This is a genomic window from Corynebacterium canis (genome assembly GCF_030408595.1).
Lineage (GTDB): Bacteria > Actinomycetota > Actinomycetes > Mycobacteriales > Mycobacteriaceae > Corynebacterium > Corynebacterium canis.
This window is the reverse complement of the sequence record NZ_CP047080.1, coordinates 2813296-2832345: the sequence shown is the minus strand read 5'-3', so window position 1 is coordinate 2832345 and position 19050 is coordinate 2813296. Positions and strand designations below refer to the sequence as shown.

Annotated in this window: 17 protein-coding genes; 13 read left to right on the top strand and 4 right to left on the bottom strand. The window is 59.8% G+C overall.

The genetic code is table 11. The features are described 5' to 3' along the window. Position 1 precedes the first annotated feature (1 nt). The 11 genes from CCANI_RS12585 (at position 2) to CCANI_RS12535 (ending at position 10981) form a co-directional block, all read left to right on the top strand. The gene (locus tag CCANI_RS12585; protein ID WP_146324039.1) at positions 2-1333 is read left to right on the top strand and encodes an ABC transporter substrate-binding protein; all 1332 of its coding nucleotides are present in this window, start codon (positions 2-4) and stop codon (positions 1331-1333) included. A gap of 60 nt (positions 1334-1393) precedes the next feature. After that, positions 1394-2239, top strand: a complete 846-nt coding sequence (locus CCANI_RS12580; RefSeq protein ID WP_146324038.1) for a carbohydrate ABC transporter permease — start codon at positions 1394-1396, stop codon at positions 2237-2239. Then, a complete protein-coding gene (locus CCANI_RS12575; RefSeq protein WP_146324037.1) occupies positions 2239-3084 on the top strand; it encodes a carbohydrate ABC transporter permease in 846 nt (281 codons plus the stop codon). The genes CCANI_RS12580 and CCANI_RS12575 overlap by 1 nt, the downstream gene beginning before the upstream one ends. Position 3085: 1 nt before the next feature. Beyond that, positions 3086-3661: a hypothetical protein gene (locus CCANI_RS12570; RefSeq protein ID WP_146324036.1), complete on the top strand. Its 576-nt coding sequence runs from the start codon at positions 3086-3088 to the stop codon at positions 3659-3661. 605 nt (positions 3662-4266) lie between these two features. Continuing rightward, positions 4267-4956, top strand: coding sequence for a glycosyltransferase family 2 protein (locus CCANI_RS12565; protein ID WP_146324035.1), 690 nt, complete (start codon positions 4267-4269; stop codon positions 4954-4956). Beyond that, positions 4943-6547, top strand: coding sequence for a glycosyltransferase (locus tag CCANI_RS12560; RefSeq protein WP_186750184.1), 1605 nt, complete (start codon positions 4943-4945; stop codon positions 6545-6547). The genes CCANI_RS12565 and CCANI_RS12560 overlap by 14 nt, the downstream gene beginning before the upstream one ends. Before the next feature lie 38 nt (positions 6548-6585). Beyond that, positions 6586-8409, top strand: coding sequence for a hypothetical protein (locus CCANI_RS12555; RefSeq protein ID WP_186750182.1), 1824 nt, complete (start codon positions 6586-6588; stop codon positions 8407-8409). Then, positions 8406-8573 (top strand): hypothetical protein, encoded by a 168-nt coding sequence (locus tag CCANI_RS12550; protein ID WP_186750180.1) that lies wholly within the window; start codon positions 8406-8408, stop codon positions 8571-8573. Before CCANI_RS12555 ends, CCANI_RS12550 begins: the two co-directional genes overlap by 4 nt. Next, positions 8570-9388: a serine hydrolase gene (locus tag CCANI_RS12545; RefSeq protein ID WP_186750178.1), complete on the top strand. Its 819-nt coding sequence runs from the start codon at positions 8570-8572 to the stop codon at positions 9386-9388. Before CCANI_RS12550 ends, CCANI_RS12545 begins: the two co-directional genes overlap by 4 nt. Beyond that, on the top strand, positions 9381-10325 hold the full coding sequence (locus CCANI_RS12540) for a glycosyltransferase family 2 protein (protein ID WP_146324032.1): 945 nt from the start codon (positions 9381-9383) through the stop codon (positions 10323-10325). Before CCANI_RS12545 ends, CCANI_RS12540 begins: the two co-directional genes overlap by 8 nt. Then, positions 10319-10981 (top strand): glycoside hydrolase family 16 protein, encoded by a 663-nt coding sequence (locus CCANI_RS12535; protein ID WP_186750176.1) that lies wholly within the window; start codon positions 10319-10321, stop codon positions 10979-10981. Before CCANI_RS12540 ends, CCANI_RS12535 begins: the two co-directional genes overlap by 7 nt. A gap of 38 nt (positions 10982-11019) precedes the next feature. Here CCANI_RS12535 and CCANI_RS12530 read toward each other — a convergent pair whose 3' ends face one another. Further along, positions 11020-12075, bottom strand: a complete 1056-nt coding sequence (locus CCANI_RS12530) for a lipopolysaccharide biosynthesis protein (protein ID WP_146324030.1) — start codon at positions 12073-12075, stop codon at positions 11020-11022. A 473-nt stretch (positions 12076-12548) separates the two neighbouring features. On the opposite strand from CCANI_RS12530, the gene CCANI_RS12525 reads away from it, so the two are divergent. Continuing rightward, the gene (locus CCANI_RS12525) at positions 12549-13109 is read left to right on the top strand and encodes an AMP-binding protein (RefSeq protein ID WP_186750174.1); all 561 of its coding nucleotides are present in this window, start codon (positions 12549-12551) and stop codon (positions 13107-13109) included. Here the strand turns inward: CCANI_RS12525 and CCANI_RS13620 are convergent. Next, positions 13096-13485 carry a hypothetical protein gene (locus CCANI_RS13620; protein WP_146324028.1) on the bottom strand — a complete coding sequence of 130 codons (390 nt, stop codon included), beginning with the start codon at positions 13483-13485 and terminating at the stop codon, positions 13096-13098. The two genes, CCANI_RS12525 and CCANI_RS13620, sit on opposite strands and share 14 nt — an antisense overlap. Positions 13486-13682: 197 nt before the next feature. On the opposite strand from CCANI_RS13620, the gene CCANI_RS12515 reads away from it, so the two are divergent. Next, on the top strand, positions 13683-14252 hold the full coding sequence (locus CCANI_RS12515) for a nucleosidase (RefSeq protein WP_146324027.1): 570 nt from the start codon (positions 13683-13685) through the stop codon (positions 14250-14252). 32 nt (positions 14253-14284) lie between these two features. Here CCANI_RS12515 and CCANI_RS12510 read toward each other — a convergent pair whose 3' ends face one another. After that, the gene (locus CCANI_RS12510; RefSeq protein ID WP_186750173.1) at positions 14285-15646 is read right to left on the bottom strand and encodes an AI-2E family transporter; all 1362 of its coding nucleotides are present in this window, start codon (positions 15644-15646) and stop codon (positions 14285-14287) included. Between the two features lie 192 nt (positions 15647-15838). Beyond that, on the bottom strand, positions 15839-19042 hold the full coding sequence (locus tag CCANI_RS12505) for a bifunctional proline dehydrogenase/L-glutamate gamma-semialdehyde dehydrogenase (protein WP_146324025.1): 3204 nt from the start codon (positions 19040-19042) through the stop codon (positions 15839-15841). Between the last annotated feature and the right edge of the window lie 8 nt (positions 19043-19050).

Sequence of the window (19050 nt, the reverse complement as noted above, 5' to 3'; positions counted from 1 at the left end):
CATGGTGTACAAGCGTGTTCTCGCGGCCCTGTTTGCCGGCGCGGTGGCAATCAGCGGGCTTGCAGCGTGTTCAGGATCTGGAGATGACGGAAAGCCCAGCGTATATTTCCTCAACTTCAAGCCTGAACAAGAAAATGCCTACAAGAAGATTGCAGAAGCGTACACCAAGGAAACCGGTGTTCCCGTCAAGGTGGTTACGGCAGCTTCAGGAACCTATGAGCAAACGCTGAAAGCCGAAGTTGGAAAGTCTGATGCCCCGACGCTGTTCCAGCTGAATGGTCCTGTTGGTTTGAACAACTGGGAAAAGTACGTCACCGACTTGTCTGATACCGATACCGCCAAGGCGCTCAAGGAAGACGTACCACCACTCAAGGGCGAAGACGGCAAAATCTACGGCATTCCTTTCGCCGTGGAAGGCTACGGCATTATCTACAACGAAGCGATCTTTGATAAGTACTTCGCGCTGCCCGGTGCCAAGGTTTCCAGCACCGATGACATCAAGGACTTTGCCACGCTAAAGGCCGTGGCCGAGGATATGCAGTCCAAGAAGGAGCAGCTCGGGATTCAAGGCGCATTCGCAGCAACCTCCCTGGCGTCCGGCGAGGATTGGCGTTGGTACACGCACCTGGCCAATATCCCGGTGCACTACGAGCTGAAGGACCTCGGCGTTCAGGACAGCGATGAACTTAAGTTCAAGTACAACAAGGAATACAAGAACATCTTTGACCTGTACCTGAACAACTCCACCGTGGAAAAGACCCTGGCGCCGTCCAAGTCCGTGACCGACTCGATGGCGGAGTTCGCGCAGGGCAAGGCGGCCATGGTGCAGAACGGCAACTGGGCTTGGGGCCAGATCAACGAGGTTTCCGGCAACGTTGTCAAGGAAGAAGACATCAAGTTCATGCCGATCTATACCGGCATGAAGGATGAGGAAAAGCAGGGCATTGTCGTTGGCACGGAAAACTACCTGGCCGTGAACAACAAGGCATCTGAAGAGGACCAGAAGGCGACCATCGACTTTATGAACTGGTTGTTCACCTCCGATGCTGGCAAGACCTATGTGGTTGAAGACCTCGGGTTTATCGCGCCGTTTAATAACTTCGGTGAGGAAGACACCCCGAACGATCCGTTGGCAAAGGAAGTCGCCGAGGCCATCAACGATAAGGAACTGACCACCATTCCGTGGGACTTCCAGTACTTCCCGTCGCAGCAATTCAAGGAAGACTTCGGCCAGGCATTGGGCCAGTATGCTTCCGGCAATGTGAGCTGGGATGAGGTTGTAAAGACGTTCGTCGATAACTGGGCAGCTGAAAAAGCCGCCGCCAAGAAGTAGTTCGATGAGTTTTGATGTGGGGTCCACCGGGCCCCACATCTTGTACAGAATGGCAATCTCATGCAAGCGTCATTAAAAAAGTACTTCCCAATATTTGTGCTTCCGACGCTGATCGCCTTCGCGATCGCGTTCCTTGTGCCGTTCGTTATTGGCTTCCTGCTCTCGTTCACCGAGTTCACTACGATCGCCGACGCCGAATTCAACGGCATTGACAACTATGTAGCGGCCTTTAGCGAGCGCGAGGGCTTTGTGCGTTCCTTCTGGTTCACCGCATTGGTTGTTGTGGTGTCCCTGGTAACGGTGAATATTTTCGCCTTTTCCATCGCTTGGGCGCTCACCCGGAAGCTTGCGGGCACGAACTTCTTCCGCACCGTGTTCTTTATGCCGAACCTGATCGGTGGCATCGTGCTCGGCTATACCTGGCAATCCATGATCAACGCCGTGTTGGCCAACTACAGCACAACGATCATTGCGGACTGGAAGTACGGTTACATCGGCTTGATCATTTTGATCAACTGGCAATTGGTCGGCTACATGATGATCATCTATATCGCCGGCCTGCAAAATGTGCCGCCGGAGCTTATCGAAGCCGCGCAGCTCGACGGGGCTTCCAAATGGGGCGTGCTGCGGCACGTGACCATCCCCATGGTGATGCCCTCGATCACGATCTGCATGTTCCTGACCTTTGCAAACACCTTCAAAATGTTCGACCAGAACCTTGCATTGACCAATGGTGCGCCGCAATCCCAAACCGAAATGGTCGCGCTCAATATCGTGAACACCATGTTTAACCGCATCGGCGTTGAAGGCGTTGGTCAGGCCAAGGCCGTGATCTTCGTTGTGGTGGTTGTTGTGTTCGCCCTATTCCAATTGAAGGTCACTCGGAGCCGAGAGGTGGAAGCATAATGACCAAGCAAAAGCTCGGCCCGGTACAGGTCTTGGTGTATATCATTCTGGCCTTCCTGACCATCGTGTTCGTCGGGCCGATCCTGTTTATCCTGATGAACTCGTTTAAGAGCAAGTTCGCGATCTCGGATCACGCATTCTCCCTCCCCGTGGGCGATATGTGGGTCGGGTTTGAAAACTACGCGGTCGGCCTGCTCCGCGAAGGGTTCTTCTGGGCGATCATCTGGTCCTTTGTTATCACCATTTTGTCGGTGATCACCATCGTGTTCTTCTCCGCAATGACCGCCTACTACATCACCCGTGTGAAAACCTGGTGGACCTCGGCGATCTACTTTATGTTCGTGTTTTCCATGGTCATCCCGTTCCAAATGGTGATGTTCCCGACCGTGAAAATTGCGGACATGCTGCACCTGAACAACCCCATCGGCATCACGGTGCTCTACCTTGGGTTCGGTTCGGCACTCTCGGTGTTTATGTTCTCCGGGTTTGTAAAGTCGATCCCGCTCGAGATCGAAGAAGCCGCGATGATCGATGGTTGCGGCCCCATGCAAACCTATTTCCGCGTGGTGCTGCCCATGTTGAAACCCACCGCGATCACGGTGGCGATCCTGAATGCGATGTGGGTGTGGAACGACTACCTGTTGCCCTACCTGGTGATCGGCCTTTCCACCGAATACAAGACCATCCCCGTGGTGGTGCAATCCTTTGTCGGTTCCAACGGTAACCGCGACCTTGGCGCCATGATGGCAATGCTGGTGCTGGCGATCATCCCGATCGTGGTGTTCTATGTCTCCGCCCAGAAGTACATCATCGAAGGCGTCGCCGCTGGTGCCGTGAAGGGCTGATATGGGTCCGGATTCTGTGCTCCACCGCGTATTGGACAAGTTCTCCGATGTTGTGGTGGTATCCGCAGTAACGGTGGCGTGTTGCGCGCTCATCTTTCCAGGTGGGCGCGCCGTGCGCGCTTCAACCCTGGTGTGGCTCACGGACCCGCCGCACCCAATTCGAACGTTCTTTCGCCACCTGCGTCAACCCGGGGGAGCGGTCACGTGGTGGTGGCTCATTACGGTGACAATCCACATCGTAGCGGTAGTGGAATGGTTATCCATTGATCATTTCGTGGTCCGGGCGGGCCTACTTTCGGGGTTACTCTTGGTCAGTGCATTGTCCGTGTGGCTGGTACCGGTAGCGGCGCTGAATGCGGAGCCAATCGGGGCGTCGTTAAGCGCCGCATTAGTGCTGTTTATATCGTATTTGGGGCGGACCTGCGGTGCGCTTGGCATCGTCGCGGTGACGTGGGGGATTTTGGTGGCGCTGCTGCCGCATTCGCTGTTCTTTGGCTTCCTTGCCGTGGGTGTTGCGCAGTACTGCATTGCGCTGATTACGGCACCCCCATTAGGGTGTAGCGAGGAATTTAAATAACTCGCGCTACGTGCACGATGCTTGTTGTAAAACCGCACGTATATGTGCTGAAGTATCGCCTAAAATACATCTCGGTATATTTTGTATAACCTTTGCTAATGGATGCGAAGGGTTGCACTTATCTTTCTGATGTCTATTATTTCCGGTTAGCGGAAGGACTATCAGATGTTTAGCACTCTATTTAAGGAACACGCCACGGGCGTTAGTTCAAATATGTTTGCGCCGTCCGTATTGCCTGCATACCCGGTTTATGTACAGCGTTCCATAGCGCACGAAAGAAACCGAGAGGGATGCTTCAAAGGCGGACAAAGCGGCGAGCCCGCCCGCGCTACCAGCAAAAACAAGGTCGCGCACCGCTGCTCCAACGGCCGATGCAACGGAATTACACAACGTTCCATTGGCGCACATGTGGTCAGCGCCATTTTATTCGAAAACGACGCATCAAGCCGTCTGCCAAAAGCTTTCTCAAACAAATGCTTAGCTAAATGTACGCCGCAAATTTCCGGGCGAGCAACGAGGCTGCATTGCGCCCAAGTGAAATATTACAAAACGCCACTATTTGCGGATTATTTGCATAGACAGACGCTGTGGAAGGGGACTGCACCATGAGCGTGAGCTTAATCCTGCCCTCGATGAATGAGACCGAAAACCTCGTTCGGCTTCTTCCCAGCATGCCCGCCGAATACGAACTCGTGGTGGTAGAAGGCGGCGATCTAGAACACACAAAACGCACCCTCAAGGATTACCCGGTCACCGTGATCGGCCAGACCCGCCGCGGCAAGGGAAACGCACTGGTGTGCGGTTGCGTGGCGTCGCAAGGCGAGCACCTGGTGATGGTGGACACGGACGGTTCCGCCGAGGTTTCGGAAATCCCACGGTTTATCGCGGCCCTGGAAACCGGCGCGGACTTTGTCAAGGGTTCCCGCTACCTCCTCGGCGGCGGTTCGGACGACCTGACCCGGTTGCGCTCTGCCGGCAATATCGGCTTTACGCGGCTGGCTAATGTGCTGTTCCGCACGCAATTCACCGACCTGTGCTACGGGTTTAACGCGTTCTCCCGAAGTATGTTCGAATCCTGGGGCTTGCCTTCCACCACCAAGCAATTGCCGCAATGGGGCGACGGCTTTGAGATCGAGACGTTATTCGCCTGCCGCGCCGCCAAGCTCGGGGCCCGCATCACCGAGGTGCCCAGCCACGAGTACAACCGCATACACGGGCAAAGCAACCTCGATGCGTGGCAGGACGGCAAGCGGGTATTGCGCACGATTTGGAAGGAATGGCGTGGAGAATATTGATGTTGTCGTGTGCACGGTGACCGGTCGCGAGCATTTCCTTAAGGATTGCGTCGCCGCGATCGAAAAGGAGCTGCTGCCTGCGGATACCCTCACCGTGATCCGCGACCTGCCGTTGGCGAACGCGCGGAATAAGGGCGTGGCCAGCGGCACCAACCCCGTCGTTGTGTTTATCGATGACGACGCCGTGGCACGCCCGGGTTGGCGCGCCGCAATGAGCATTTTCGACGACCCGACCATCACCGGCATCGGCGGCGCCATCCACCCGAACTTCGAAAGCGGCCATGGGGATGAGCGGCACGCTTGGGTGTACGGTTGCGATCACGCTGGGCTGCCCGCCGATGGGGAGGAAATCCGCAATCCCATCGGTGCGGCCATGGCGTTTCGCCGCCCCATCCCGGAATTCTCGCCGGCGTTGGGGCGCGTGGGCGGCAATACCGCCGGCGGTGAGGAAACCGAATTGTGCCAGCGCATCCACGGCCGCATTATCCGGCACACGGCCTTTGCCGTGGACCATTTCGTGCCGAAATCACGTACGAAGCTTAGCTACCATATTCGACGTTCCTTTAACGAGGGGCGCATGAAATCCTGGCTCAGCAACCTAGGCCCCGAGCGCGCTTACGCCAAGCGCCCCAGCGTGCATGTGCTTGCCGCGGCGGTGGGGTTCGCCCTTGGAAAGCGCGGCTTTATCCCGCCGAAGAAGCCGACGTGCGCGGCGTCGATAATCGTATGTACGGACGGAAAGCGGCCGCTGAAGCTCGGGCATATCGAACGCGCCATCGAGGGGCTCGATGCCGAGATCGTGGTGGTGGATAACTCCGCAGACGGCATTGGCATCGGCATTCGCGCCCCCGAACCCGGCCTTGCGCGCGCCCGTAATGTGGGCATTCGTGCAGCTAACGGACGTATTCTGGCCTTTACGGACGACGATGCGGAGCTGGACCCCCGCTGGCTCAAGGAATTGCTCGCCGGCTATGACAACGACGATTCCATTTGGGCGGTCACCGGACGTGTGTGCAGTAGGCCCACCACGCATGCCCAACACTTGTTCGAGGACTATGTGAGCTACGATTTCGGCGAGAAACCGCGGCGCTGGAACCTGGACACGGCGGAACGGCCGCCCCTGTACCCGTATCCCGGCGGGAGCTTTGGCGCGGGTGTGAATATGTCGTTCCGCGCGGACGTGTTCCAGAAAATCGGCGGCTTTTCGGAGGAGCTCGGGGCCGGTAGGTGTACGCGCGGCGGCGAGGATTTGGATATGTTGCGGCGCGTGATCCTGCACGGCGGCACCATTCAATATTGGCCGTACGCCGTGGTGTGGCACGATCACCGCGCCACCAAGCGCCAGCTATTTGAACAGATGTTTGCCTTTGGTGCCGGCTTTAGCGCGTCGTTGTCACGCTGCCTTGCTGATGGTAAGTTCGTGCCCACCTCGCTGCGTGGCACGGTTCCGCGCGGTGCGGTAAAGGGCCCCCAGGAGCCCGGCCCGTGGTGGATGCGGGCCGCCGAAGTAGCCGGACTTGTGTGCGGTCCGCCCCTGTTTGCGGCCGCGCGCCTCAGTGATGCGGTGGGTGTATGGAACAAGACCCAGTAATAGCTTGGACAGTGCGAATCGGGTGGGCATGGTGTTTAATGCTGCCCGCCTTTGTGGTGCACCCGATGTGGCCCGCGGCGCTTGCCCCCTTGGTGATCGGCGCGGGCATCGCGGCCCGCTTGACCCGGGAGCGGGCGTTCTTCCTCGCGCTCACTCCCGCGATTTCCCTGGCCATGTGCATTTTGGTCACGCTCGCGGTGCAACTTACGGTGCGCAGCACGCTGCTTACCGCGATCATCCTCGCGCTGCCCGCCCTGCTGGGCTACCCAAAACTCCCGGCGGTATCAACTTGGCTGCCTAACATCCGCTCGTACCTTCGAAATAATGCCTGGTCCCCGTCCGCGCGCCCCGGCTGGCTGATCCTACCGGCCACCGCGCTGTGGCTATGGTCCATCGCCGTGATAGACCTCGACGCCGCGGGCTCCGCCGGGCTGATCCAAGTCCTGCCGTGGCAATGGTTCGCTGCCTTCCTTATTGCCTTGTGCGTGTGGTGGCACCCGGCGGCATTGGCGCTGCTCTGCGGCATGATCGTGGCCACCGTGAACCTCGCCGATATGGGCGCGGTGATGAATACCGGCTATGTCCACGTCGGCTTCGCGGAAGCCATCGCGGACTGGGGCATCCTCGGCGGCATCGACGCCCGCTTTAGCTGGCCCGGCTTCCTTACCGCCGCGAGTTTTATACAGCAGATCAGCGGTACCACCCGATTGCTGGTGTTTTACCCGGCGGTGATCGCCATGATCTATATCCCGGCGGTATACGCACTGGCCCAGGTGCTGGGCAGCACGCGCCGGCAATCCTTGCTGGCGGGCATCCTGTTCGTTGCCATTAACTGGAGCGCGCAGGATTACTATTCCCCGCAATCGGCTGCACTATTGCTGTATCTGGTGGTGATCACCCTGGTGCTCCGCAACGAGCACGAGTTCGTGGCCCTGCTGCTGGCCACCGCCATGGTGGTGTCCCACCAGCTCACCCCGGTGACGCTGATCGTGCTGTTGGCGCTCTTGTCGCTGCTCAAGGCGACAAAGTTTCGCACGCTGTGGCTGGGGGTTGCGGTGGTGTTTGCCACCTGGTTCGTGTTTGGTGCCACGGACTGGTGGGCGGGCAACCTTCCCGTGTTATTGGACGGCCTCGGGAAAGCCAGCGAGGCGGTGTCCTCCGGGCTCACGGAACGCGTGCGCGGCGAGGCGATCTATACCCTGATGCAGAAGTTCCGCGTGCTGTTTACCCTGGCCCTCGGCCTGGTCGCCGTGCTGGTGTGGTGGCGCACCAAACACAAGGTGGTGGCCGCTGCGGTACTGGCCCCGGCAACGTTGATCTTTGGCCAGAGCTATGGCGGCGAGGTGATCCTGCGGGCGTTTTTGTATTCGGCACCGTTTTTGGCCATTATGATCGCCCGCCTGCGGGTGCGCCCGGTATTTGTGCTCGGCGTGTGCGCGCTGCTCGGGGTGACGGCTCGCGGCGTCAATATTGCATTCGAACGTACGCCTGCCGACGTCGTGCAGGCCGCCCGCTTCGTGCTCGACCGCGCGCCGTACGGCTCCACCGTCGGCCCATTGAGTTATGAGGGCACGCTGCGCATGGATCGGGTTGCGGAAATGATGGCCCCGCCCAGCCCCATCAACGATTTCATCGGCGTGCTCGCGCAACAACCGGACGTGGTCTTTATGACCACCACCCGCGAGCACTACGAACGCATGGTCAACGGCCACGACCAGGATTTCCGCCGCGTGGCCGAGGAATTGGAAACCTACGGAAATTACAAGATCACCTGGGTTTCCGAACATGCCGTGGTGCTGGAACGCACCGATCTCAGCGGCGTCCCGCTTGGGGATTCCCCCGGGGTTTGGGGGTTGGGATGACCGGAACGATCATTGTCGCCGTGGCAGCCGTCGCCGCGTTTTGGGTGTGCCTGTGGTCCGTGCTGGCGCGGGAGCGCGGCTGGTGGTTCAGTTGGTGGCTCGGCGTACCGATCCTCCTGATTGCGCTCGCATGTTCGGCTCTAAGGTTGGGCGGTTACCTATGAGGTACGTAGTCTTCGTTATCGCCATATTGCTGGTGCTTACCGCGCCGACCCCGCCGCTGATTCCGCCGCGTGGGGATTCCGAGCTTGCCGCGCAGGTCACCCCGCATATTCACCAGAACCGCATGATCGCCGTGCTCGCCGTGGACCGCGAGGTTTCCTTTGCCTTGATCGAGTCCACATTGACCACGCCGTACCGTGTGGACACTCTTACCGAAATGTTTACCGTTGAATTGTTCTATAACGCTGTGCGCCGTGGCGAGGTCACCGGCAGCACCAAACTCGGTTCGCTTATCGACGTCGCGGGTTCCCCAGCCGCCGACGTGACCCTGCGGGAACTCGCGGAGCACCGCGGCGGTCTCGCCCCAACCACGGACATTGCGGAACCGAACTATCAGGAACTGCTGCAGCGGGCAAAGGCGGATCCGCTTGCCAGCCGCGGGGAAGTCAACCCTTCCCAGCTGGGTATCGCCTTGCTGGGGCACGCCCTGGCGGTGGCCGCCGAGACCGACTATCCCACCCTGTTGCGCACCCGCCTGCTTGTGCCCATGGAATTGCAAAACACCCGGATTTCCAATGAGTTCGACGCCCTAGCGCCGGCGAATGGCGGGATCTCCACCGTCCAGGACGTGGGCCGCTTCCTGCGGTACGTCCTGCTGGCTCGGGAGTGGGAAGGCACGGAGTGGTCGCTTTCCGGCGGTCAGCCGGATTTCCAGAGCGCGGTGGCGGTGCAACCCAAACAACGAGCCGTGGTGGTGCTTTCCCGCGGCGACATACCAGTAGAGAAAGCAGCATTGGAGGCTTTACACCATGATTAGCGTAGTCGTGCCGTTTTACAACGCGGCCGAACATCTCCCCCGGGCGTTGGAATGCCTGGAAACCCTCGACGATGTGGAAATCCTCCTGATTAACGATGGCTCCACCGACGCCAGCCCCGAAATAGCCGAGAATTGGGGTAACGGGCGCGTGATCCACCAAGAGCATTCCGGCATCGCGGCGGCCCGCGACCGCGGCATCCGGGAAGCCACCGGGGAATGGATCTGGTTCGTGGATTCCGATGACACCTTCGACCCGTGCATCCTGGAGCGCCTCAGCGCCGCCAGCGATGGTGTTGACCTGGTGGTTTGCCGCGCCCACCACTACGATAGCCGGGGCCGCATCCGCGTCATGGAAGGCGTCGCCGATGAGATCGTGGTGGAAGACCTTAAGGAAGCGATCTTTGACGGCACCGTCCGCGGCTATGTGTGGAACAAGCTCTTCCGCGCGGAGGTGCTTAAGCGCGCCATCGACCGCGCTGACCGGCGGCAACGCCTTAGCTCCCTGGAAGACCTTATGCTGCTGCTGGACGCTCTTCCGGAGATCCGCAAGACCCGACTTATCCCCTTTATCGGCTACCACTATCGCGAGCGCTCCGGCAGCGCGATCCACTCGGACCCCCAGCGCCTAGAAAACACGTCGATATGTGCGGAAACCCTGGCCAAGCTCGGTGCCCCCAGCTCGTTCCGCGTGTGGTTCGAGGCTGTGCCGGGCATCGCCACTACCGCCCACGCCCGGGTTCCGGACGCTCGCAAACTCCAATTGCCCTTGCTAAAGTATCTGACACCGCCAGCGTTACTGCAAACCTGGAGCAGCGGGCACCGTCGAGAAGCGGTACATGGAGCGGTGATGGCGGTGACTGTTCCCATAGGCGTGTACTCGCCGCTTTACCGTGCGCGCCACGCCATGGAAAAACTACTCGTGAGGACCAAATGTTGAGCAGACGTGCATTTCTGCTAGCCCCACTAGCGTTAACTGCATGCAGTGCCTCCCTCCAAAACTTCGAACCGTACTCCGGACGACCCAAATCCGACCCGCACGTACGCTGGGACCCCTCCATGGTGCGCGGCAATATCCTCTACGGCGCCCCTGGGTACAACGGTTGGGTCACCGGGGGCGTCTCCTACTCCGGCGACCCCAAACTCTACGGGCGCTTTGACGTGCGGCTGAAGTCCTACCCACACTCCGTGCTTTCCTATCACGTGCTGCTCTGGCCCGCCGCGGACCACTGGCCGCCCGAGATCGATATCGCCGAAAACTTCCGATCGGACCGCCAGCAAACCAAGGCATTTATCCACGGCTCCGGCAAGCAAGAATTCAAGGTGGATTGCGACGCCACGCAACCCACCACGTTCTCCGTGGAATGGCGCAAAGACAGCATCAAGTTTTTCTGCGATGACAAAATGTTTGGCGAGACCACCGAGGACATCCCGCACGAGCCCATGTGCCTAGTGGTGCAGGTGGAATCCCACGCCACGAGCGAAGGCGCGGAGCTGGTGGCAAACAACGGCGTGACCAGGGAAAAAGGCCCGCCGAAAGACGAATACCGCGTGCCCGTGGTGGAAATCCTCGACGTAAAATATCGGAGGCTGTAAACCCGCGGGCGGGGTCGGGGGGCCGTGCGGGCGCCTTGTCAGTGGGAGGGGTCGGGGGTTATTGCCGGATCCGGTTCGGGGGCCGCTGTGGGTTGGGGTTCCCGTAGCGCTCGCTGCAATGCCCGCTTGAGCGGCAATGCGATCGCGAGGAATGCGGTGGAATCCACGATCAGGTAGGCGATGCCAACCGAGGTGATACCCCAAGACGGGAGTAATAGCCAGATCAGCGCAATGACCGCCGCGGAGCTTAGGGCCTGGACCAACATCGGGTAGCCGATGCGTCCGAAGATCCTAGCGAGGGTGGCGTAGAGGTAGAACGGGCCACCAATAAAGTGTGCGATTCCCATCAGGATCAGCAGTAGGTATCCGTGGTAGGCGTAGTCGGTGCCGTAGACGAAGAGCGCGAGCGGGCCGAGGGCGGAGACCCCGATGAGGCGCAGGGCGCTCACACCGGCGATGATTCGAATTAGTGTGCGCGTTGCTTCTGCCATATTGGCGTCGGCGTTTGCCACTTTTGCTACAAATGGGCCGCCAAGCATAGAAATCAACACAAATGAAGTGTTTACGATGACCCAGGCGATATTGAAGTAGGCGGCTTGGTCGAGGCCCGTTTCCTTGATCATCAATGGGGTGACTAGCCCCGGTATCATTTGTGCCAATAACCAGCCGACACTATGCGTAAAATACAATGACACATCAGCTAAATACAGTTTTCGTTTCGGTAACGTACCAAAACAATAAAAAATCAATAACGCCGCTGTGGGAATTCCCCACGCCCAATCAATCGGCAGTATGAAAACCAGGCCAAATTTGCTCAGCGCGTGGATAAGATTCTTCACCGCCACCAGCCGCGGGCGGCCGCAGCCGATCAGGTAAGAATCGCACAGCGCAAAGAGCGCGAGCACCAGGGTGAGCCACGGCAGGCTAAACAACCAGCCTAGGAACAGGGAAAACGCCCCCACGAATGCGATCGCGCCCAGCACTTGGCGGGTGGATGCGCGGGGGAGGAAGCGTTCCATGAGTTGCGCGAAGCCCAACATGCCCAGGGTGGATAAGGTCGTGGCGACCGCAATGGCGGTGCTCGCGGCTCCCACGATTTCCGGGTTATTCAAACGTGTTGCTGAAACCCAAAATGCAAGACCTACGACTGCATTTGTGGCGCTGGAAACCATCAACACTACAGAATCAATTGCCAGGTTTTTCTGCACGGAAACTACGATAGCGGAAGATTGAATTTTCGAGTGTGGGCAACGCGCATGAATGAATCAAACACAGTTTCGTGGCGCATGTAGTTACTTGGCTGTAATTAACGGGCGCCAAGCGAACCATTACCCAATCCGCGCGGGCCCGCAACCGCGAAAAATGAAAAATTACTCATTAAATTGCGCGGGAACTTTATACGTGTAATCCTGACTGTAGTAACTATCCACAACCCCGCAGGTTGCAGCAATCTCAGCGATCGCGGGGCGGATACAGAACAACTGCTGCATGGGTCGTGCGGCGGTGGCCTTAGCGGCTTGATGATCCCGCGCAACACGCCATGATGAAACGAAGGAGCTCGCCAGCAATGTACCGTCCAGAGTTTGCTACGTTCGCGGATGCCTTGGAATATTACGTGCAGCAATCGCCAGCTGAATCGGCGGCGCTCCCCGGGGGCGTGGATACGGATTACGCGACTCTCGACGACGCGTCCTCCCGCGTCGCTGCCGGGCTCGCCGCCATGGGGATCGGGCTGAGCGATCGCGTGGTATTCCTCGGCGGATACAGCGAGGAGTATTGGGAGGTATTTTTCGCCTGCGTCAAACTCGGTGCGGTCATGGTGCCCCTCGGCGAGGACTTCGCCGGCGAGGATATCGACGATATCCTCGAGGATTGCGACGCGCGCGCGGTGTTCCGGCAGCCGCACCACAAGTTTTATAACGTGCTCGGCGTCTCCGAAATTGTGGTGTCACACGCCTGGGACGAATGGAAATCCCAGTGCGCCCCCCTGATGGAATACTGCTTTGTGGCGCCCGATACGCCGATCGTGGAATGGTACGATCCGATCCGCAACGGGCGCCCAAGTAGTACCGTGCTCACGCACCAGGATTGGTACCAAGAGCACATGCAAGGCGCTAGATCCAGGTAGGCACCTCGCGGGCGGCCCGGAACGTGGCGAACCAATCGCGGGGTGAAGATTGGTTCGTCTGTGAGTGCTGCTCCCAAGTGGTGTGGGGGATACCCTTGGTGTGGATCAAATCCAGCACGTCGTAGCTTACGGCGATGGGGGAGTGGGTGGCGGTAATCACGGCGTCGTAAAGCGGGTCTAGCTCCTCCCGCGTAATGTCGCGCCCAATGTCAACGTTGCCGATAAAGCGAATATCGGGGTGGCTAGCGCCGTAGTGCGTAAGCCCAAACGGGGCCGGGCGGGAATCAAAAATATCCACGTGCGTATTGGGCAAGGCGGCGAACTCCTCAGCGGTACGGATGCCGTGAGCGGTAGCGCCAATGATTGCGATCTTCATAGTCAACGTCCTCTGCTGCGATAGTTTCTCCTAACATAGCGCAACCCGGATCGGAAATGCAAGCACTTTCTAGACTGCTTTGTCTGTAGAAGGTGTGGGAGGTGGCGGCGGGTAAATGGTGTACTGCGGGCTCGAATGTGGACCGATAAACATACAGAGCGGTCTAGATGCTGGGAGGGCGCTTACAATGAACAACTATGAAACAAGACGAAATCCTGTTCGTTTCCGCGACCGCCGAAGAAGCGGCGCACGTTACGGGCCAGCCCGTGCTGATCACCGGAATTGGCACCACGCGCTGCGCAGTGACTTTGATGGAATACCTTGCCGAACGGAGGCCGCGGCACATTATCAATATCGGGACCGCGGGGAGCCTCGGCGGGCTCAATGGTATTTTCGAAATCTCCAGCGTGCTGCGGCACGACGTATCGGACGAGCTGATAGCGAAGATAACGGGGAAGCCGTTTCCGAATGAGATTACGCTGCGCCCAACCGGGTTGTTTCCGGTCGCGCGCTTAGCCACCGGCGATAGCTTTATCGCGGACGGCGAGGTGCGAGACAAGATCGCCGCGCGCGCCGACCTAGTGGATATGGAAGGCCACGTGGTGGCTTTTATCGGCCGAAGGTTACGGATCCCCGTCACGCTGCTCAAACAAGTGAGCGATCAGGCCGATGATTCCGCGGCGCGGACATGGGGGGAGGCGGTAGCGCAAGGGGCGCTTGAGCTGGCAAGCGCCGGGGACCGAGTGGTGCGGCATATCCGGGGTTGAGGGTCTCGCGCCTGCCCCGACGCGAGCCATCCTTAATCTGTGGCGCCCTCTGGCTTTGAATCTGGCTTCGATTCAGTGTTCGCATCGGCTTCGGCCACCGTCGCTTGGCGGCGGTTTACCAGGGTGTGGAAGCGTTCGCGGATTTTACCAATGGTTTCGTGGGCGGTCAGCTTCGATGTTGCGCCCCTTGTTTGGATCTCAATCTCATCGACCGTAGTTTCGCCTGTGCGGAGCGACACCATTTCGGCGTGGTAGCGCAGCCAGACCGCGAGCGTGGCCGCCACCGGTACGGAGAGAAAGGCGCCGATAATACCGAACAAACCGCCGCCCACGAGCACCGCGAGGAGGACGATCACGGGGTGCAGATTCATGGCCTTCGACTGCAGGATCGGCGACAGGATATTCCCCTCGACCTGCTGCACTACCAGGATCAATATCAAGACCAAGATGGCCGTGGTTGGGCCATTGGACACCAGCGCAACGAGCACGCTGATGGCACCGGCGGAAACCGCACCTACGATCGGAATGAACCCGGCGAAGAAGGTGAGCGTGGCTAGCACGAGCGCCAGCGGGACGCCGAGCAGCAGCAGGCCGATGCCGATAAACACCGCATCGATCAAAGATACGATGGCCTGGGCGCGGATAAAGCCCGCAAGTGTGTTCCACGTGCGGGATAGCACTTCGGTCAGGTGCCAGCCGGCCGTTTCGCCGGTGTTGCGGCGCAGCCAGGGAATGAATTGATCGCCGTCCTTGAGGAAGAAGAACGTGAGTACTAACACCACGCCGAGGGTGACGGCGATTGACGACGCCGTGGACACGCCCTCAAACACGCCCGTTGCGATATTGCTCGCCTGGGCCTGCACTCGAGACACGATTTCGTTGACCACGTTATTGAGCTGTTCGGCATCCACATTCAGCGGTGGGCCCTTTACCCAGTTTTGGATAAAGCGCACGCCGGACACGGCTTGATCGAAAAGGTCTTTGGATTGCGAGGAAACGCTTGGTGCCATGGCGGCAACCAGCCCGCTCATCACCGCAAAGACGGATACGAGGGTGATTGCGGATGCGGCCCCTGGTTTCATGCCGCGATCGCGCAGCCATTTTGTTGGCGGCCACAATACGGTGCACAACAAAATCGATAGCATGATCGGCAGCAGGCCTTGCCACACCTGGGCAAGGCCTAGCCAGGCGATATAGGCGGCGACGGCAAGGATAATAAAACGGAGCGCCCAAGCGGCAACCCAACGACCGTCTTGGCCAAGGATAATGGCGCGGTCGACTTTCGGTGCCTGGCCGCTCGACGTGGAAGAAGTACCAGCATCAGCTTGCGGAGCTGCTGGAGTGCCTTCGACAACATTGACGAGGGCTTCTGTCGGGTCGGTATTAGTACTCATCGACCATAACTTTGCCATGTAAAAGGGCACGTGCCAACATCAGTTCGCAATATTGTTACCAAGCAATCCACAGTGCAAACTTATAAACATCAGCGCAAACTTATAACGGCGAGCAATAAAGAGCACCAGTGATAAAACTCCCGCCGCCCCGGATAGGAAAACCAGGGCGGCGGGAGGCTTAAGGCGCGAAGTTTACTTGTCTTCGCTCTTGATATAGCCGAAGCGGTGCTTGGTGGTGGACACTGCCTGCTCCTTCAGGAAGTGAAGGAGCTCACGGCGGCCGTCCGCCAGCACGGGGGTATCGATAACAACCGAGCCATTGAGCGCGGCCCACTCGTAGATCGTGGCAGGTACCGGGCCGTCGCCGATGGCGCGGATGCGGGAATGCGGCGGGAACCACTCGTGGGTTTCCAGGCGACGCAATTCCGTGCCGGTGCGCAAGGCGGCCAGCTGCAGGCGCGCGAATTGCTCCTCATCGTCGCCGACCACGTACAGGGTTTCCAGCGGGCGGTAGCGGAACACATTGGATTCGCAACGCAGGCCGGTGAAGTCCTGCTCCACGCCGAACTCGGTGCGCCAAGCCAACTCGTCCAAAGCGGCGGCGCGGCGCAGGAAATCGGTATTGGCCAGCTCACGGTACGCGGGGGTCAGGCTCACCGAGGGGATATCGGAATCGACATCGGCCCACGTGCCCAATTGCGCCACGTAGTTCGGGCCGCCGGCCTTGGCGCCAACACCCACCGAGGAGTTCTTCCAACCGCCGAAGGGCTGGCGCTGCACGATCGCACCGGTGATGCCGCGGTTGATATAGGCATTGCCCACCTCAACCTTTTCGCGCCACAAAGCGACCTCATCCTCGTCCAGCGAGTGAATGCCGCCGGTCAGGCCGAAGCCGGTGCTGTTCTGCCATTCGATAGCCTCTTCCAAGGTGGAAGCGTGCATAATGCCGAGCACCGGGCCGAAGCATTCGTGCGTGTGGAACCAGCTGCCCGGGCGCACATTATCGCGGATACCGGGGGACCACAGGGTGCCCTCCTCGTTCAGCTTCTCCGGCTTGACCAGCCAAGTTTCGCCGGATTCCAGCTTGGTCAAGCCGCGCAGCAACTTGTCGCCGGGGGGAGAAATTAGACCGTTCATTGTGGTGGACAGCTCGTAGCCGTGGCCGACACGTAGGGTACGAGTGGCGTCGATAAGCTGGTCGGTGAAACGACCCACGTCGCCGACGAGGATGACCAGGGAAGCGGCGGAGCACTTCTGGCCGGCGTGCCCAAAGGCGGACTTGTACACGTCCGCAACCGCCAAATCCGGGTCCGCGGAAGGCGTGACAATGATTGCGTTCTTGCCGGAGGTTTCCGCATGGATATTCATCTCCGGCTTCCACCCGCGGAACAGCGAAGCGGTCTCGGAAGCGCCGGTGAGAATGATGGCGTCCACATCCGGGTGAGACATCAGGCGGCGGCCCGCATCCGCCTCATCCGTGTGCATCAGCTCCGCCAAATCCTCGCCGATACCCGCCTTACGCAGGGCCTTCATGGCCACCTCGGCGCAGCGGCGCACCTCCGGGGCGGGCTTGAGCACAACCTTCGCACCCGCGGCGATGGAGGCGAACACACCGCCGAGCGGGATGGCCACCGGGAAGTTCCACGGGGAAGCCACAACCACCAGGTTATGCGGGGTAAAGGTGGAATAACCAGGGGTGTTAAGGGCCTGGGCGCACTTGGCGTAGTAGCGGGCAAAGTCGATCGCCTCGGAAACCTCGGGATCGGCCTCGGCCACGGTCTTGCCCGCCTCGTGGGTCATCACACCGAGGAGCTCCTGACGCATGTTCTCCAGCTCGTCGGCGGCGCGTTCGAGGAGGGCGGTGCGTTCCGCGACGTCGAGACGCGGGGAGGCGAGCAGCTTCTCAACGGCGGCGTCAACCACGTCCACGTCGGTGACCAGCTTCCACTCCGGCTGCGGATCGCTCAACTCGCGCGCCCACTCCAGCGTGGACAGTAACGCCGGGTCAGAATCGGAAGCGTTAAAGGTAGACGGCGTGGTCAGGCGGCGGGAATCCTCCGAAACCTCCCAGCGGCGGGCCACCGACTCGCGGAACCGCTGCTCCTGCTCGGAAAGGTCGCCTCCGAACAGGGCGTACAGGAAGTTCTCCGGGGCGCCGTTTTCCTCCAGGCGGCGGACAAGGTAGCTCACGGCCACGTCGAAGTCCTCCGCGTGGACCACCGGGGTGTACAGAATCACCGTGCCCACGGCCTGGCGCACAGCCTCCGCCTGCGCGGGGGCCATACCCTGCAGCATTTCGACGTCCAGTTGCGCCTCGACGCCACGCTCAACGCTCAGCTCGTAGGCAGACGCCACCGAAAATAGGTTGTGGGATGCGATACCCACGCGCACGTTTTCATGCTCGGGGCGCAGGATATAGTCCATCATGCGCAGGTAGTTCGCGTCCACGTCCTCCTTGGTGGCGTACGGCGCGGGGTACCAGCCGTGCAGCTCCGCATCCACCTTTTCCATGGACAGGTTCGCTCCCTTGACCAGGCGGATCTTGATCTTCGCGCCACCGGCCTCGGCGCGGCGCTTGGCAAACTCAGCCAGGCGCTGCAACGCGGGGAACGAGTCAGGCAGGTACGCCTGCAGCACGATGCCGGCCTCGAGGCCGAGGAATTCCTCTTCCATGAGGAGCTCTTCGAACAGGCGGATGGTTACATGGAGGTCCTTGTATTCCTCCATGTCCAGGTTGATAAACGGGTGCGGGTCGCGCTGCATGGCCAGGCGGTACAGCGGGCGCAGGCGATCCTTGAGCAGCTCCGTATTGCCGTCAATATCCCACGGGTTCAGCTGGGCCACAACGGAGGTGGCCTTGATGGATACGTAATCCACGCGGGGGTTCTTTAACAGCTCCATGGTGCGGCGGAGGCGGTTATTTGCCTCGCCATCGCCGAGGACGGCCTCGCCGAGGAGGTTCACGTTCAGGCGGTAGCCCTTCGCGCGGGATTCATCAAGGAGCTTGTTCAGCGCCTTGCCCTCCGCGTCAAGCACCAGGTGGCTCACCATCTGCCGCAGGCGGGTGCGGGCGGCAGGCATGATCACATTGGGAAGGAACTTAGCCATCTTGGCGCCGGTGGAGACCAAGGTGCGGTCGATCGGGCCGATGAAATCCGGCAACTTATCATCGGTGAGCTTGGCCAGCTCGCGGGCGGCCACATCGTTGCACTGCGGGCGGGCGACCCGGTCCACGAAGCGCATGGTGAATTCCACACCACTCGGGTCATGCACCATGGCGGCGAGCTGTTCGGTGCTCTTGTTCCGCGCGGCGTTTTTCTCCGCCGCGAGCCACTCATTGGCCCGGGTAACAATCTTTTCTTGAAGCTTTTCAAGATCGCGGTTGACGTACGTCATGGTGAGAC

Coding starts and splice junctions, on each gene's coding strand:
- CCANI_RS12585 (WP_146324039.1), top strand. CDS start 2: ATGGTGTACAAGCGTGTTCTCGCGGCCCTGTTTGCCGGCGCGGTGGCA.
- CCANI_RS12580 (WP_146324038.1), top strand. CDS start 1,394: ATGCAAGCGTCATTAAAAAAGTACTTCCCAATATTTGTGCTTCCGACG.
- CCANI_RS12575 (WP_146324037.1), top strand. CDS start 2,239: ATGACCAAGCAAAAGCTCGGCCCGGTACAGGTCTTGGTGTATATCATT.
- CCANI_RS12570 (WP_146324036.1), top strand. CDS start 3,086: ATGGGTCCGGATTCTGTGCTCCACCGCGTATTGGACAAGTTCTCCGAT.
- CCANI_RS12565 (WP_146324035.1), top strand. CDS start 4,267: ATGAGCGTGAGCTTAATCCTGCCCTCGATGAATGAGACCGAAAACCTC.
- CCANI_RS12555 (WP_186750182.1), top strand. CDS start 6,586: ATGCTGCCCGCCTTTGTGGTGCACCCGATGTGGCCCGCGGCGCTTGCC.
- CCANI_RS12550 (WP_186750180.1), top strand. CDS start 8,406: ATGACCGGAACGATCATTGTCGCCGTGGCAGCCGTCGCCGCGTTTTGG.
- CCANI_RS12545 (WP_186750178.1), top strand. CDS start 8,570: ATGAGGTACGTAGTCTTCGTTATCGCCATATTGCTGGTGCTTACCGCG.
- CCANI_RS12540 (WP_146324032.1), top strand. CDS start 9,381: ATGATTAGCGTAGTCGTGCCGTTTTACAACGCGGCCGAACATCTCCCC.
- CCANI_RS12535 (WP_186750176.1), top strand. CDS start 10,319: ATGTTGAGCAGACGTGCATTTCTGCTAGCCCCACTAGCGTTAACTGCA.
- CCANI_RS12525 (WP_186750174.1), top strand. CDS start 12,549: ATGTACCGTCCAGAGTTTGCTACGTTCGCGGATGCCTTGGAATATTAC.
- CCANI_RS13620 (WP_146324028.1), bottom strand. CDS start 13,485: ATGAAGATCGCAATCATTGGCGCTACCGCTCACGGCATCCGTACCGCT.
- CCANI_RS12515 (WP_146324027.1), top strand. CDS start 13,683: ATGAAACAAGACGAAATCCTGTTCGTTTCCGCGACCGCCGAAGAAGCG.
- CCANI_RS12510 (WP_186750173.1), bottom strand. CDS start 15,646: ATGAGTACTAATACCGACCCGACAGAAGCCCTCGTCAATGTTGTCGAA.
- CCANI_RS12505 (WP_146324025.1), bottom strand. CDS start 19,042: ATGACGTACGTCAACCGCGATCTTGAAAAGCTTCAAGAAAAGATTGTT.